This window comes from Pseudochrobactrum sp. sp1633 (assembly GCF_030376605.1).
In the GTDB taxonomy this organism is placed as follows: domain Bacteria; phylum Pseudomonadota; class Alphaproteobacteria; order Rhizobiales; family Rhizobiaceae; genus Pseudochrobactrum.
Window position 1 is genome coordinate 150,477 of sequence record NZ_JARRAE010000008.1, and the last position, 13,944, is coordinate 164,420.

Consider the following 13,944-nt stretch of genomic DNA (forward strand, 5'->3'; position numbering starts at 1 on the left):
TCGTCAGAATTTTTACCGGATCGGGCAACGGGAATTCAGATCCGAGCCGGTCTGTATGTTGAAATCTGTGTGCATATAAGAACTGCGAAACCGTAATTCTATAGAACAGCCCCCAGAGCGTTTCAATTCGAAAAGAATTGTTTGAACCGCTCCGTGGATTTACCTAGCCGCAGTTTCGGATGGATCGAAGCGGAAATAGAAAATAGTCCGGTGGTTATTTTCCCGCGTAGGCGGTTCCCACTTTTCCTGAAACTGCTCTGCCTATATAGAGCAATCACCCCAGAGCGATTGTTCGCAATTTTCAGAGTGCCGGTTTCATAGTGGAGGTGTTTCCCCGAAGACCGAGATGTCAAAGCGATGCACATCTTCCATCAGGCCGCTCAGACCTTTGACAGCATGGGCTATCATTTTCTCACCGTCTTCCGCATTGGCACGCAAGGCATTGCCTGCGGCACCCTGCTTGTTGAGGTCACTCATCATCCAGCCGAAAGCATGGGGGCCGTAAGCACGCAAATATTGAAACTCCTCAATGAAATTCTCCTGCTCATTGATGAAGTTCTGCGCTTTATCCATATGCACAAGCTCCGGCGTCAAGGCCAGCATGACGGAGGTTTCGATATAGCCTGCATGAATATCGAGGTGTTTTTGCTCTGCACTGATCAGGTCTTCCGGAATGCCAAAGCGTGTCCAGTGGGTGGCAACAGCCAGCATGCCTAACCGTGCCCGTAACTCTGTGGCGACGATTGTGGCCAACGGCGAATTACCGCCATGCGCATTGAGGATGACCAGCTTGCGGATATTGGCGGCGCAGAGGTTTTCACCAATCCCGATCCAGCGGTTGACGGCTTCAGAAAAAGCCAGAGTGCGCGTGCCTTCCACATCCATATGTTCAATGGAATAGCCCACGGGTTCCGTTGTCAGAAAACGGGCGGTGATATGATCGGGCAAGTTTGCGGCCAGACGCGATGCTATGCCATCAGCAATGATTGTATCGGTCTCAAAAGGCAGATGCGGGCCGTGTTGCTCATGTGCACCCAGAGGTAAAACGGCGATAAGATTGTCGGGGACGGTTTCCTGTAAGGGCTCAGCTGCAAGAGACGCTTTGATCTGTGTCGTTGTTTCAGAAAGGGCGGAACTGGCGTGCTGGTTGATCTCCGGCAAAATATTTCTCCTCTGAGCGGGTAAAGGCGAACAGCTATCATAACGGGTGAGGGCGCTGACGGCTATTCTAAATACGCCTTTACGGGAATTGTCTTGTCGTCACTTCGGAAAAATGTCCTGCGTTCGGCTGGTCAATGTGTTTCTTGTCAGTCATATCTCCTTCAATTAGTGTGTTTATGACAGATGAGCGGACAGGTGGGGTAAATCATGAGTAAGACAGGCAAAACCGCTATTCTTCAGCCATTGCAGCATAGTGCACGTATGATGCGGACAATTTTGGCAACGCGGCTGCTGGAGCACGGGCTTTATGCAGGGCAGGATGCAGTTTTGCTGAAGCTTGCAGAAGAAGACGGCCTGCCTCCCGGTATTCTGGCGCAGCGTTTAGGTGTGCGTCCGCCGACTGTGACAAAAACAATCAGCCGTTTGCAGGCGCAGGGTTTTGTTACCAAACAGGCATCAGAAAGCGATCAGCGCCAGACCCATGTGTTTCTGACCGATCAGGGGCATGATGTTATCCGCACTATTGAAAAGCTGGTGCGCAAAACGGAAAAAGACTGCCTGCGCGGTTTTGACAAGAAAGAACGTAAGGTTCTGTTGAAATTGCTGGCGCGGGTGGAGAATAATCTGAATGCGGCGGCTGCCGGTCGTCCGTTGCGCTCTGCGGCGAGTGATGAGGCTGAGACTGCGGATGATCTGTCAGACGATAATGACACGGAATAAGATCATATAAATTACCGGTTGTAGTGCTGACATACTGAATATTGGATATTTTGCCGGATAAGATGTTAAAATCCGGCTCGCTATTTGTTTAAGGATATTCTAGACCTTAATGAATAGGTGTGAGGTAAAATGTGGCTGGCAGACAAAATTGCCTGTCAGAGTTTATCGTGACGGCAGATGTGTTTGTTCAATAAGGGGCGGATGGCTTTTGGCCCAGAAAATCAAACTTTCAACCATTGCTGATGCGCTTGGCGTATCAACGGCTACAGTTTCTCTGGCTTTGCGTGACAGTCCTCTGGTGGCGGATCAGACCCGCGACCGTATTAAGGAACATGCCCGCACCATTGGCTATATTTATAACCGCCGCGCGGCATCGCTGCGCACCTCACGCTCCGGCATTATCGGCGTGGTGGTTCATGATATTATGAACCCGTTCTTTGCGGAAATTCTGCGCTCGATTGAAACAGAACTCGACCGTTCCCGTCAGACTTTTATTCTCAGCAATCATTATGACCAGCTCGAAAAGCAGCGCACTTTTGTTGATACGCTTTTGCAGCTCGGCGCGGATGGTGTGATTATGTCTCCGGCCATTGGGACACCTGCGGAAGATATTGAATTGGCGGAAAGCAACGGTCTGCCGGTGGTGCTGATTGCGCGTAATGTTGAAGGCGCGGATGTGCCGGTGTTTCGCGGGGATGATGCCTATGGCATCAGCCTTGCAACCAATCATCTGATTTCTCTTGGACATAGCCGCATTGCAATGATCGGCGGTACGGATCAGACGTCCACAGGGCGCGACCGCTATCAGGGTTACGTCAATGCGATGGAAAAAGCCGGTCTGACCGTAAAGCCGGAGTGGCGCATTCCGGGGCCGCGCACCAAGCAGGGTGGCTTTGAAGTGGCGCCGCAGTTTCTTTCCCTGAAAGACAAGCCAACAGCAGCAGTCTGCTGGAATGATCTGGTGGCAATCGGGTTGATGAACGGTATTGCCCGCGCCGGTCTGGTGCCGGGGGAGGATATTTCGGTCACCGGTTATGATGATCTGGAAGAGGCCGCAATTGCCACACCAGCATTGACAACAGTGTGGAATGGCCAGCGTGAAGTGGGACGGCAGGCTGCTCGTGCGCTGCTTGACCAGCTCAACGGTGTTGAGATGCATAGCGATCAGCCGCTGATTAAGCCGGAGCTACATATCCGCCAGTCAACGAGTAAGCCACATTAAGTGGCCTCCCATTAATTAGTATTGAGTTTTTGCTGAATTAAAAAAGCCGCAGGTTTATCTCTGCGGCTTTTTTCTATTACTTGTTGATACCAGCATGCTTGCGCACAGCATCCCCAAAAGCGTGGAAGATTTTGGCTGAAGGCGCATCGGAACGCACCCAATATTCGGGATGCCATTGCACAGCGAGCGCAAAGCCCGGCGCATCTTTAACCGTCACGGCTTCAATCGTGCCGTCTTCCGCAATTGCCTGCGGTTCCAGCTTGTCGGACAGGCGGTCGATAGCCTGTCTGTGAACAGAGTTGGTTTTTACTGTGTCGCTTTCCAGAATAGCTGCAAGGCAGGAGTTTTCAGCAATTTCAAGCGGATGCGTAATCGCATAGCGCTCATCGCGAATCGCGGAAATCGGCGCGCGGTGGTCATTCTTACCGTCGAGCTCCTGAATGTCGTTGGCAAGTGATCCGCCAAGCGCCACATTCATTTCCTGCAAACCGCGGCAAATGCCGAGAACCGGAATGCCGCGCTCCAGTGCTGCGCGGATCAGGGGCAGTGTGGTCGCGTCACGGTCAGGGTCAAACGGGCCATGTTGTTCGCTGGCTTCCTGCCCGTAAAGAGCGGGGTGCACATTGGAGCGCGAGCCAGTCACGAGCAGGCCGTGCACAGCGGCAAACAGCGCGTCGAAATCAACTTTTTCGCGGATATTCGGCACCAGAACAGGCGTCACACCGGCAGCTTCCACAAGCGCCGTAACATATTCAGAAGGTGTTGCGTGCCAGTTATTGCCGTCGATATCACGGATATCCGATGTGACAGCAATCAGAGGGCGGGATTTTTGCGTCATAAAACAGGCCTTGTCGTGGTTGCGCAGTGGCAGGCAGTTGGTTAGTTTTGCGTGATGACAGCGACTCTTTACAGCGCGCATGAAAAATTGAAATGACCACGGGTGAACCGGTGTAAATTGTCAGTTTTTCAAACGCCTGAAATTGTCTACTGCAAAGCGGGCAGATTTGAAATAAATTTTGCTGTGTTCTGAGGCACTGTTTCAAGGACGCAGCAAAACGATTGAGGGGGCAGATGTCCGCAAATAGCCAGAATTTATTTTCTGTTGAAGGCAAGGTAATTGCTGTAACCGGTGGCTCCTCAGGGCTCGGGCATCATATGGTGCATACTCTGGCAGCGCATGGCGCAAAAGTGGTCTCAATTGCCCGCAGTCATGTGCCGCATTGTTGTCCGGATTGTGACGGTACCAAACCGGATATTCTCCATGTGCATGCCGATGTCTCTGACAAAGAAGAAATCTGCGCGGCCTTTGATCAGGCGGAAAAATGTTTCGGCCCTGTGAGTGTGGTTTTTAACAATGCAGGTATTGCCTGTAAGGCCAGCGCATTGAAAACGACTTCTGCAATGATGGAGCAGGTTTTTGCCGTTAATGTTGTCGGTGCTTTCAATGTTGCGCAGGAAGCCGCACGGCGCATGATTGCCGCTAATCTTGCCGGTGCGATTATCAATACGACGAGTATTCTTGGCAATGTTCCGCAAAAAGGCGCTATTGCTTATTCTATGTCCAAAGCTGCGCTGACGCAGATGACACGCTCTTTAGCGCTGGAATGGGCGGCTCATAATATTCGCGTGAATGCCATTGCTCCGGGCTGGTTTCCGACTGGCATTAATCAGGATTTGATGGAAGGGCCTGCACACGGTTATCTGAAAGCAAAAAACCCGATGCGCCGCCTTGGTGAAAATTGTGATCTGGAAGGCGCGTTGTTGCTGCTTGCTTCAAATGCCGGCGGCTATATGACCGGCACAACTATTACAATTGACGGCGGGCATAGCTTGCAAAGCTGAGAATTGTGCTCGGGTCTGAACACAATATGCCCCTGATTTTTTATTTTAGTGTATGATTGTTCCTGTTCGGGTGGTTCCGCCTGAAGAGGAGAAATGCCTTGGTGTCTGACAATGAGGAGAACGGAGCCTGAAGCGGAGCCGGAAATGGCAGTGAACAGGTTTGTTTTTGCATATTGTCGCTTGCTGCGTTAATGCGCGTGAGTATATCAGAGTTTTTAAATATATATTTATAGTTATGAAGCATTATCATCTGCAGGCAACTCAACAACCTATGGCGTTGATTTTAATGTAAAAACACTCAAAAGTAGAAAAAGTTGAAACTTATTTTTAAAGTATTTTTGTCATTCTTCCCCGGCGAGGGGGAGCGATAACAAATGACATGGTTATTTAAAACCAATATTCCGGTGGACGTTCGCCTGTCATTTGTCAGAGCGCTGTATGGCAATCGGGCTACCCTGTGGTTCGGGTTGGCAGCACATATGCTGGCCTGCGCAGTGATTTATTTTAAAACCAGCGATGTTGTATTTCTGGGCTTTGCCGGCCTGTTTGCGCTGATCACCAGCATCCGCATGTATGATATGCATGTTTTTGACAGGGCTGATTTCAGCAGGCTGACGCATGATAAAATCAACCGTTGGGAAATGCATTACCTCATCGGTGCCTGTGCGATTTGCCTGGTGCTTGGCCTGCTTTGCTTTTACAGCACCTATGTGATCGACGATCCTTTTGCTGAACTGGCCAGCCTGTCTATTCTTCTTGCTTCTGTGGTTTCCATTGTCGGTCGTAACTATGCGTCGCGCAATGCTGTAGTGATGATGTCGATCTGCGCGCTGGTGCCTGTATTACTGGGCTTCATTCTGGTCGACAGTATTTTCCATGTCGTTATCGGCGCGCTTCTGGTGCCGTATTTCCTCAGCAATATTCAGATGGCCAACGGCTTGCGCCAGTCCCTTTTTGCTGCGGTGATGAATGAACGCCGTTTGAGCACTGTTGTCAGCCGTTTTGATACCGCGCTGAATAATATGCCTCAGGGACTGGTGATGCTGGACGGGCGGGCCTCAATTGCTGTGGTCAATAAACAAGTGCGGGATATGCTGAATATCTCGCAGAATGTCAGTCTTCTGAACCGTCCTTTTGAAGTTGTGTTGCGTTATTGCGCAAAGCACGGCCTGTTTCCGAGTGAAGAGCTGGATAATGTGCGGATGCGCATCGGCGATCTTTTGGAAGGTCGCAGGCAGCGGGATGTTTTTCAGTTTGGCGAAAACCGCTATATCGAAGTGATGTGTAATCAGCGTCGTGAAGAAGGTGCGGTGCTGATTTTTGACGATGTAACCGGCCGTATTGAGGCTGAGGCGCAGATTCAGCATATGGCGCGCTATGATGGTTTGACAGGTCTGCCGAACCGTTTCTATTTTGAAACGCTGGTGCGTGCACTGACAACCGGTAATCAGCCTGATGAGCTGGTTGCACTGGCGGTGATCGATCTTAATCATTTCAAGCATGTGAACGATACGTACGGGCATCATGCGGGGGATGAGTTGCTGCGTCAGTTTGCCGAGCGGATGGGCGGGCTTGATCCGAACCGTTTTGTTGCGTCGCGTTTTGGCGGCGATGAATTTGTATTGTTTATTCAAGGCATTAAAGATCGCTCGAGTATCAATGTCGTTATGGATGAGGTGATTACCTATCTGTGCGGCGTTTATAATTTTTCATCGCAGCAGATTTATCTGGATATCAGTGCCGGTGTGGCCATTGATGTGATGAAAAATATGGATTTGCGCGGGCTGCATGTGAATGCTGATCTGGCATTGTATGAAGCCAAAAGTAACGAGCATAACCGGTGGGTTGCGTTTGTTGAGGCGATGGATACGAAATACCGGTCGCGTCAAAAACTTAAAAATGATCTGCGTGAGGCGATCAGCGAGGGCAGCCTGACGGTGGTTTATCAGCCGATTGTCAGCCTCAATTCTCTGCGTATTGTTGCGGTTGAGGCGCTGTCGCGCTGGCATCACCCGCAATTGGGGCCGATCGGGCCTGCTGATTATATCCCGCTGGCTGAAGAAATGGGGATTATCACAGAGCTGACTCGTTTTATGTTGCGCCGCGCCTGTCAGGATTGCGCAGGCTGGGGGCACAAAATCGGTGTTTCGGTTAATCTTTCTGCGATTGATCTGAAAAATACAGGCATCGTTGATATGGTGGTGGACGCATTGCAGAGTGCACAGCTGCCATCCTATCTGCTGGAGGTGGAAGTTACCGAAAGCGCTATCATCAGCGATCGCGTTAAGACCTGTGAAATGCTGCAAAAGCTAAAGAATTCAGGCATCAATATTGCGCTGGATGATTTCGGTACCGGTTATTCAAGCCTCAGCTATCTGAATACGCTGCCGCTCACCAAAGTGAAAGTTGATCGCTCTTTTGTGCGTGATATTGTGACAGACCGGCGCGCTTTTATGCTGTTGCGGGGTGTGACGCAGCTTTCCCATGAGCTTGGTTTTGGGGTGACCATTGAGGGCGTGGAAACCGAAGAGCAGCTGAAGCTTATCCGTGGCACAGGTGGCGCTGATCTGGTGCAAGGGTTCTTGCTGGGCACGCCGTTGCGTGCTGAAGAAATCAGCGCTCAGTTGCAGAAATCTTTATCGGTCACGCCGAAGGATTTCCGGTTCGAAGTTGAGACAGATGATCTCTGACCTGATATTCGGGCAATGTGGAAGTGGTTCCCTGGCAATTTATCTCTAAAAACAAAATACTCAGCGCTGCAAATGGAAAAAATATCATTTGCAGGTGGTTGGGCACTTGCTTTTTCCCGTACATAAAGAGAAATGGTTACCAGTATATTTGTATCCTGAAATCAGCGGGCAAATATGGTAGGTGATGCCTGTGAGGGATGTTGCCGTTTCCTGAAAGGCCGGTGCCGGTGTCTCTGGAAAACATGAAAGCACTGTAATGCTTTGAAAATACGCTTTATTTTAGGTTTATCTTATGAGTGCGGATTTTCAAATTATCATAGCGTTTCCATGTTCGCCGCAATGCGCAGTTTGCATCGCTTCGGGACGGTTGCACCATAGCTTAAGTTTATTGGTGGCGGACGATAATTTATGACGGTCTCTCAACCGGTTGCGAAAGCACCAGCTATTTCGAACTTCGCCCGGCATATGCTGGAGTTTCTTGATCGCGTAGAATACCGGCGTGTCATCCATGCGGAAGATCTCGAAGAGATCGGCAGATTACGCTATCGCTCCTATATGACGCGTAATGTCATGGACGATAATCTTCTCGGTACAATTGTGGACGATGTGGACCGTGACCATCAGGCCTATGTTTATGGCATGTATATAGATGGTATCCTGGTCAGTACTTTACGCGTTCATCATATTACAGCAGCCCACAGGGTGGGCACCAGCGCCAAACTTTTCCCTGATATTCTGGGGCCGATGCTGGATAATGATATGAGCTTTGTTGACCCGACGCGCTTTGCTGCAGATCCTGTATATTTGGCAGAGTTTCCGGCTATTCCTTATCTGACGCTGCGGATTGCTGCTATGGCCTCAGAATTCTTTAATGCCAGTTTTTGCTTAGCAGCGGTTAAGCCTGAACATATGGCTTTCTATAAACGTATCTTCGGTTCGCAGATGCTGGCTGATCCGCGGGATCATGAAGGCTATGGCATTCAGGTTGGCTTGGGTGCGGCAGCCGTCAGCTCTATCCGCGATGCGGTTGCAGTACGGTTCCCGTTCTTTAAATCACAGCCGCATGAGCGGCGTAATATGTTTGCGGATGTGCGGCTCGGCAATATTCCCCTGACAATTTTACCGACTGCAAAATATACCGGTCTGGGTGCCTGACACAGGTATAAACGATGGTGTTGCAGCAGATTGTCGCAACATAGCCGGTAACAGATGCTTGCCTATCAGGGGAGAACTGTGTCAACTGTGCGCTGATAAGCTATCTGAACCGGAAGACGGCCGTTAAGGAAGATATCTTTGGGGAGGGAGAAAGAAATGGCAGAAATTCAGCACGGTCCTGCAGAGCTGGGCGCGGAGATGGATTATCCGGAGCATGAGCGGACGTATCAGGGCTTTACCTGGCTGGTGAAGTGGGGAACAATTGTGCTCGCTGCGTTGATGGCTGCGATGGCTTTTGCTTTCTTTGCTGCAGGTTGGTTCTCGGGTGTTGTTCTGTTTGCGCTGATTATGGCTGCCGCAGTTTTTCTGGCCTGATATTTCCTAAAAAACACATCTGATATGACAAAAGCAGTTCAGGATTTTACCGGAACTGCTTTTTTGTGCTGTCTTTGAGACAGGTATAATTTTGTATGCCTGCTTTAAAATAAAGCGTGTCAGGTCAGTAAGGCTGACATAATTGCGTATTTTCGATCACACCAGAGATTTTTTGCATAATTAGTATTGCAGCCTGATTTTTCCGTGATTTACTGCCCCCCGATTAAAATGATGTTTTGTATGCAGCCGGACATGGCTGCTGCAAAATATCGGGGCAGGGAAAGTGAGGGCAGTTTTGTCTCAGGTAATATTCATTCCCGTTGAGACTGATCCGAATGAAACACGGGTGGCGGCAACGCCGGAAACCGTGAAAAAGCTGATTGGTCACGGATTTAAGATAATCGTGGAAAGCGGTGCGGGCACGTCATCGCGCATAACGGATCAGGCTTTTGCTGATGCCGGTGCGCAGATCGGCAAAACCACCGACATTAAAACCGCGGATATTATTCTTAAACTACGCCGTCCCTCACAGACTGAACTGAAAAATTATAAAACCGGTGCAGTGCTGATCGCGATGCTCGATCCTTACGGTCATGAAGACAGTGTGGCAGCAATTGCGCAGGCGGGGCTGACTGCTTTCACGATGGAGTTCATGCCGCGCATTACCCGTGCACAGGTGATGGATGTGTTGTCGTCGCAGGCCAATCTCGCCGGTTATCAGGCAGTGATTGATGCAACGGCGGAATATGACCGCGCCATACCGATGATGATGACTGCTGCCGGTACCGTGCCTGCGGCCAAAGTCTTTGTGATGGGGGCAGGGGTTGCCGGTCTTCAGGCCATTGCGACAGCACGCCGTCTTGGTGCGATTGTAACGGCGACTGATGTGCGTCCTGCCGCTAAAGAACAGGTTGCATCGCTCGGTGCAAAATTTGTCGCTGTCGAGGACGATGAGTTCAAGGCTGCAGAAACTGCGGGCGGCTATGCCAAGGAAATGTCGAAAGACTATCAGGCCAAGCAGGCAGCGCTGGTCGCTGACCATATTGCCAAGCAGGACATAGTGATTACCACAGCGCTTATTCCGGGGCGCGCTGCGCCGCGTCTGGTGAGTGCCGCTATGGTGGCAAGCATGAAGCCGGGCTCCGTGCTGGTTGATTTGGCCGTTGAGCGTGGCGGCAATGTGGAAGGTGCCGTTGCGGGGCAAATTACCGAAAAAGACGGTGTAAAAATTATCGGCCACATGAACACGGCCGGTCGTATTGCAGCTTCTGCATCGCAACTTTATGCACGTAACCTGTTCGCTTTCCTTGAGACGCTGATCAACAAAGACACAAAACAGGTTGCTATCAATCTGGATGATGAACTGGTGAAGGCAACTGTGCTGACCCATCAGGGCGCTATTGTGCATCCGGCTTTTGCTAATGCAAAAGCAGCGCCTGTTGCGGCTAAGGATAAGGCGGAAACAGCTCAGAAGCCTGCTGTGAAGAAAGCTCCGGTCAAAAAAGCTGCTCCTAAAAAAACGGCTGCTGAAAAACCGGCACCCAAAACGGGCGCAGGCAAGTAAACCGTAAATGAGGCCGGAAATAAGGGAGATGAGGCATGAGTGCGGATTCTTTGAAAGAGGCACTTGGTGGTCTCGATAAGGCGGTTGAAAATCTGAGGGCTGCTGCGGAAGGTCTGGGGAGTTCAGATAGCATCAGCAATGCTGTGCATGCCGCGAGCGGTGGCGTGATTGATCCGTTTGTGTTTCAGCTGGCGATTTTCGTGCTGTCGATTTTTGTCGGTTATTACGTTGTCTGGTCGGTAACGCCTGCCTTGCACACGCCTTTGATGGCGGTGACCAATGCGATTTCATCGGTGATTGTCGTCGGTGCGCTTCTGGCCGTTGGCCTCTCTCTATCCGGCTGGGCAACCGGCTTCGGCTTTATCGCTCTGGTGTTGGCAAGCGTGAATATTTTCGGGGGCTTTCTGGTCACCCAGCGCATGCTCGCCATGTATAAGAAAAAAGACAAGTGAGGGCTGAAACATGAGCGTTAATCTGGCAGCCTTTCTTTATCTCGTTTCCGGCGTGCTGTTTGTTCTGGCATTGCGCGGTCTTTCTCACCCGACGACCAGCCGTCAGGGTAATTTCTACGGTATGCTCGGCATGGGCATTGCTATTGTTACCACGCTGATATTGGCGCAGCCGTCAATTAAAGGTCTGGCGCTGATTGTGCTGGGGCTGGCAATTGGTGGTGGCGCCGGTGCTGTTGTTGCCAAGCGCATTGCGATGACTGCAATGCCGCAGCTGGTGGCGTTTTTCCACTCGCTGGTTGGTCTTGCTGCCGTGATGGTAGCCGCTGCGGCTCTCTATTCTCCGCATTCTTTCGGCATCGGTGAAGTCGGCTCAATCCACGCGCAGGCACTGGTGGAAATGTCGCTTGGCGTAGCCATTGGTGCGATCACCTTTACCGGTTCGATCATTGCTTATCTGAAACTTGACGGGCGGATGTCCGGCAAGCCGATCATGTTGCCGTCACGCCATATCATCAATGCGGCGCTGTTTATCGGCATTGTGGTGCTGGTGATCGCGCTGGCGATGACCGAGAGTTATCTGGTGTTCTGGGCGATCGTGGTGCTGTCACTGTTGTTTGGCGTGCTAATCATTATCCCGATTGGTGGCGCGGATATGCCGGTGGTTGTGTCGATGCTCAACTCCTATTCCGGCTGGGCTGCAGCAGGTATCGGCTTCACGCTGGGCAATCTGGCACTGATTATCACCGGTGCGCTGGTTGGTTCTTCCGGTGCCATTCTGTCTTACATCATGTGTAAGGGCATGAACCGCTCGTTCATTTCTGTGATCCTTGGTGGTTTCGGTGGTGATACATCTTCTGGTGGTAGCACGGGTGAGGTAGAGCAGCGTCCGGTGAAACAGGGCTCGGCGGATGATGCGGCTTTCATCATGAAAAATGCAGCCAAAGTGATCATCGTGCCGGGTTATGGTATGGCAGTCGCTCAGGCGCAACATGCACTGCGTGAAATGGCTGATAAGCTGAAGGCAGAGGGTGTTGAGGTCAAATATGCCATTCATCCGGTGGCGGGTCGTATGCCCGGCCATATGAACGTGCTGCTGGCCGAAGCCAATGTGCCTTATGATGAAGTGTTCGAGCTGGAAGACATCAATTCTGAATTTGCACAGGCTGATGTGGCTTTCGTAATCGGTGCGAATGACGTGACTAATCCGGCGGCGAAAACCGACCCGCAGTCACCGATCTTCGGTATGCCTATTCTCGATGTGGATAAGGCCGGTACGGTGCTGTTCATCAAGCGCGGTATGGGGTCAGGCTATGCGGGTGTGGAGAATGAATTGTTCTTCCGTGACAACACCATGATGCTGTTTGCTGATGCAAAGAAGATGGTCGAAAATATCGTCAAAGCGCTGGATTAAACCGGTGTGTTTTGTCAGCTAAAAGAAAAGGCGGCTTTTGAGCCGCCTTTTTTATTGCTGTTTTATAAATATTTAGTACTGATTTGGATCGGAAAAATGCCTGCGGCTGGTCGAAAGTTGCGCGCAGGCAAAGACTTATATTCAGCGCCTGAGAAAAAGAATCTCAAGCGATCTGCCTCAGTAGAACCCGCTTTAAATTGGGATTTTTAATTTGAATATTTTCATCTTTAGTCTCCTTGTTAAAGGAGGAAGATGAATGAAATTATTTATAAATTTATATCGTAAAATGTTGTTGCTTGGTGCATGCGTTTGTTCTTTCTCAGTGGCAGCCCATGCAGATGTTAATAAAGTTTATCAAACAGCATTCGGTGCTGAAGCAGCAGTAAAAATCGGAAAGATATATTTCACCGCTGATATTAATGCCGGAACTATTTCTGATCTGGCACGGGTTCTGGATGAGTTGAATATCGGTTATAAAAATCTCGGAGCTATTTATCTCTATGTCAGCAGCTATGGCGGCGACATGGATAGTGGTTATGCAGGATATTGGCTTGTGAGGGGATCCCGCATTCCGGTGACAGCAGTCAATATTTCAACAGTCGGGTCTGCAGCGAGCATGATGTTTTGTGGTGCTGATAACAGACAATCTTTACAAGGCAGCCGGTTTATTATTCACCCTGCAAACCTCTTACGAAAAAGTTCATCCTTGACGACTGACGAGCTGAAAATCGCACAGTCTAACCTTGCCGGATATAATCAAATGTTCAGAGATGTTTATAAGAAATGCACAACATTTGGTGATGATGAGATGAATGCTGTCTTGGAAAGGGAAGCCCAAAGAATGCTTCTTTCGTCACAGCAGGCAATGGACAAAGGTATTATTACAAAGCTGGCTGATAATATTATTCATGCTCAGGTTGCTTATTATATTACCGACGGAGGTAAGAAATAAAACAAAGCCTCCGGAACGATTTGATTTCCGGAGGCTTTAAACTCGCTGAACTATTTAACTGCCATAAACCAGTTTGTCCTGACGGGCGCGCAGTTCTGCGAGGCGGGAGCCGGCAGGCAGAGCCGCATTGTCATAGGTGATCAGCTCACCCTTTTTAATCGGCTTGAGCACTCTGGCGCCGGTCAGCATACCGCACGGAATGGCTTTGGCCGCGCGGGCTTCACCGGCCGTCATGATCCATGCGCGGTAGCAATATTCGCCAATCGCATCGAGCGTTTCACCAATCGCCATATCTTTCTTGGCAACGGCTGCAACTTCAGCTACCGGCTTGTCCAACGGCACCATGTCCGGCTTGCCATAGAGCACAACGCGGGCGCAGGTCAGCGGCACTTCCAGCGAA

General features: G+C 50.4%; 12 protein-coding genes and 1 pseudogene. 10 read left to right on the top strand and 3 right to left on the bottom strand.

Going from position 1 to position 13,944, the window contains the following annotated elements:
• Positions 1-315 precede the first annotated feature (315 nt).
• On the bottom strand, positions 316-1,107 hold the full coding sequence (locus P8H26_RS11270) for a creatininase family protein (RefSeq protein ID WP_289633122.1): 792 nt from the start codon (positions 1,105-1,107) through the stop codon (positions 316-318).
• Positions 1,108-1,368: 261 nt separating this feature from the next.
• Here P8H26_RS11270 and P8H26_RS11275 point away from each other — a divergent pair, with 261 nt between their 5' ends.
• Positions 1,369-1,881 carry a MarR family winged helix-turn-helix transcriptional regulator gene (locus P8H26_RS11275; RefSeq protein ID WP_289633099.1) on the top strand — a complete coding sequence of 171 codons (513 nt, stop codon included), beginning with the start codon at positions 1,369-1,371 and terminating at the stop codon, positions 1,879-1,881.
• A gap of 208 nt (positions 1,882-2,089) precedes the next feature.
• Positions 2,090-3,103, top strand: coding sequence for a LacI family DNA-binding transcriptional regulator (locus tag P8H26_RS11280; protein WP_289633101.1), 1,014 nt, complete (start codon positions 2,090-2,092; stop codon positions 3,101-3,103).
• Positions 3,104-3,179: 76 nt separating this feature from the next.
• Here the strand turns inward: P8H26_RS11280 and P8H26_RS11285 are convergent, their stop codons facing one another.
• On the bottom strand, positions 3,180-3,941 hold the full coding sequence (locus tag P8H26_RS11285) for a gamma-glutamyl-gamma-aminobutyrate hydrolase family protein (RefSeq protein WP_289633102.1): 762 nt from the start codon (positions 3,939-3,941) through the stop codon (positions 3,180-3,182).
• A 233-nt stretch (positions 3,942-4,174) separates the two neighbouring features.
• On the opposite strand from P8H26_RS11285, the gene P8H26_RS11290 reads away from it, so the two are divergent.
• The 8 genes from P8H26_RS11290 (at position 4,175) to P8H26_RS11325 (ending at position 13,544) form a co-directional block, all read left to right on the top strand.
• Positions 4,175-4,945, top strand: coding sequence for an SDR family NAD(P)-dependent oxidoreductase (locus P8H26_RS11290; RefSeq protein WP_289633104.1), 771 nt, complete (start codon positions 4,175-4,177; stop codon positions 4,943-4,945).
• Between the two features lie 374 nt (positions 4,946-5,319).
• The gene (locus P8H26_RS11295) at positions 5,320-7,635 is read left to right on the top strand and encodes a bifunctional diguanylate cyclase/phosphodiesterase (protein ID WP_289633106.1); all 2,316 of its coding nucleotides are present in this window, start codon (positions 5,320-5,322) and stop codon (positions 7,633-7,635) included.
• A gap of 408 nt (positions 7,636-8,043) precedes the next feature.
• Positions 8,044-8,790: an acetyltransferase gene (locus tag P8H26_RS11300; RefSeq protein WP_289633107.1), complete on the top strand. Its 747-nt coding sequence runs from the start codon at positions 8,044-8,046 to the stop codon at positions 8,788-8,790.
• Between the two features lie 156 nt (positions 8,791-8,946).
• On the top strand, positions 8,947-9,165 hold the full coding sequence (locus P8H26_RS11305; protein WP_289633108.1) for an aa3-type cytochrome c oxidase subunit IV: 219 nt from the start codon (positions 8,947-8,949) through the stop codon (positions 9,163-9,165).
• A gap of 295 nt (positions 9,166-9,460) precedes the next feature.
• Positions 9,461-10,729, top strand: coding sequence for a Re/Si-specific NAD(P)(+) transhydrogenase subunit alpha (locus P8H26_RS11310; RefSeq protein WP_289633110.1), 1,269 nt, complete (start codon positions 9,461-9,463; stop codon positions 10,727-10,729).
• Positions 10,730-10,764: 35 nt separating this feature from the next.
• On the top strand, positions 10,765-11,181 hold the full coding sequence (locus P8H26_RS11315; RefSeq protein WP_289633111.1) for an NAD(P) transhydrogenase subunit alpha: 417 nt from the start codon (positions 10,765-10,767) through the stop codon (positions 11,179-11,181).
• Between the two features lie 10 nt (positions 11,182-11,191).
• Positions 11,192-12,592 carry an NAD(P)(+) transhydrogenase (Re/Si-specific) subunit beta gene (locus P8H26_RS11320; RefSeq protein ID WP_289633113.1) on the top strand — a complete coding sequence of 467 codons (1,401 nt, stop codon included), beginning with the start codon at positions 11,192-11,194 and terminating at the stop codon, positions 12,590-12,592.
• 256 nt (positions 12,593-12,848) lie between these two features.
• A complete protein-coding gene (locus P8H26_RS11325; RefSeq protein WP_289633114.1) occupies positions 12,849-13,544 on the top strand; it encodes an ATP-dependent Clp protease proteolytic subunit in 696 nt (231 codons plus the stop codon).
• A gap of 54 nt (positions 13,545-13,598) precedes the next feature.
• Here the strand turns inward: P8H26_RS11325 and P8H26_RS11330 are convergent.
• A pseudogene (locus tag P8H26_RS11330) lies at positions 13,599-13,944 on the bottom strand (SAF domain-containing protein); the annotation flags it as partial.